Raw genomic sequence first — 2,027 nt, 5'->3', positions numbered from 1 at the left:
CCATGTGCAAAGAACACAAACAACAATGCAAAGCATACCGATAACAAGAGTTAGCTTTCCTAGTTCGGCCAACTTCCCTTTCACCAACTCAAGCCCCTGTGCGCCCTGCAACCCTTGTTGCTGAATCAGAGGATCAAATTTCTCGGCAAGGGCCGCGGATGCTTGATCAAAACCGGCCATCATCTTATTGCCACCCGTAGGCCCTTCTTCAATATAGGCTTCCGCCATGGTTTTTCCAGTTAGGTAGTATGCCTCAAAAGCGTTCTTGATCTCCGTAATTACTTGTAAGTTTTTAGCATCATTTTTACTCCTATACAGATCTTGAAATTTATTAAGTCCATTCTGGAATGACGCCCTCCTTTTTTCTGCCTCACTAAAGCCATCATCAAGCCCATCCAAGCCACGGGTGGCGGAAATATCAGTCAGCCATTGCTGAACCTGCACAACATCCAATCTCATTTTTTGAGCAAGCATCGCAAACTCGAAACTTTTTTCACTGGAACTCTTTGCCTCTGTCACAGAGGCCGACGTCAGATTCACATAAAAGTACGTCATCCCGATAATTAGGATAATAGCAAGAATCGGGATTGCGAATCCCAGTATAAGCTTAGAGGATAATTTTTGGTTTTCTAACATTCTATTACGTCCTTTGTCGGTACTGGTTGACGACTTGGCAGTCGCAGCCTTTTTTTAATTTCAAGCTACAAATTTATACTTTGTTGGGTTTCGCGGAGCTCAACCCAACCTACTGATTTTGTTACATAAATATCCAATTCCCCTTTTCACATACGCGAGGTAGAACCAAAATCCCCCTGAATCCCCCTTTGAAAAGGGGGACACAGGGGGATTTTTTTGCTTTAAGGTTTTAATCGACTCTAGCCCAGCAGAGCTGGATAAGAGCCTCTACTACTACAAGTTGGGCTGGGGTGCGTTGACCTTCATTTACAACTGCCACGTTATTTAAAAACTCTACACTCCAGAGGCCTAGCCCAGCAGAGCTGGATAAGAGCCTCTACTACTACAAGTTGGGCTGGGGTGCGTTGACCTTCATTTACAACTGCCACGTTATTTGAAAACTCTATACTCCAGAGGCTCTAAAAATCTTCAAAATTATCGTCGCCATCCATTGGTATGATGTCTGCTGGGGCTTTCTTTTTTACCGATGCTGCCGGCGCAGCTAAGGCCTTGCGCGAAACCGCTTTCGGAGCTGGCCTTGCAACTACAGGCCTGGAGAGTTGTGTTCTTGATCTCTCTACAGGCTGAGCGGAACCCGCACCATCAACAAGGGCCCGGAGTCCAGCGACGGCGCCCATCATCACTGCCGCCTGGGCATTAAGTTCTTCCGAGGCAGCCGCCGACTCTTCGGCTGTTGCCGAGTTCTGCTGTGTCACTGAATCCATTTGGGTGATAGCCTGGCTGATTTGACCAAAGCCGGTAGACTGTTCTTTTGAAGCCGCAGAAATCTCACCAACCAGACTGCCGACCTTGGCACTACTCTCGGCAACTTCTTTAAAGGCGCTATTAGTTTTGGTAACAATTGCTTTTCCGGAGTTAACCTTGGTAACAATGCCTTCTATAAGTGCTGCCGTATTTTTAGCGGCATCAGCGGCACGCATGGCAAGATTTCTAACCTCATCGGCAACCACAGCAAAACCGGCCCCCGCCTCTCCAGCCCGGGCAGCTTCAACCGCTGCGTTTAAGGCCAGCAGGTTGGTCTGAAAGGCAATCTCATCAATGGTTTTAACAATTCTTGAGGTCTCTTGACTGGCTGTTGAAATCTCCTCCATAGATGTACTCATCTCGTCCATGGATTTATCAGCGGTGTTAATTACACTCAAGGCCTCACGCATCAAACTATCTGCTTGAGAGGCATTGTCAGAATTCTGCCTGGTCATGGAAGTCATCTCTTCCATGGACGCTGAGGTCTCTTCCAGGGCAGCGGCCTGTTCCGAGGCCCCTTCAGCCAAAGACTGGGCTGATGACGAAACCTGCCCGGCTGCGGCACCAACCTGCTCGGAACCACTGGT

At 48.1% G+C, this 2,027-nt stretch carries 2 protein-coding genes; both read right to left on the bottom strand.

The features are described 5' to 3' along the window. Positions 1 to 636, bottom strand: a 636-nt coding sequence (locus tag HQK80_16565; protein ID MBF0223804.1) for a hypothetical protein, incomplete at its 3' end; no start/stop codon positions are given. A gap of 458 nt (positions 637 to 1,094) precedes the next feature. Next, the coding region (locus HQK80_16560) for a methyl-accepting chemotaxis protein (protein ID MBF0223803.1) at positions 1,095 to 2,027 on the bottom strand (933 nt) is incomplete at its 5' end.

The organism is Desulfobulbaceae bacterium (assembly GCA_015231515.1).
GTDB lineage: Bacteria > Desulfobacterota > Desulfobulbia > Desulfobulbales > VMSU01 > JADGBM01.
Note: the sequence above shows the minus strand (reverse complement) of the source record. Positions and strands in the feature narration are given on the sequence as shown.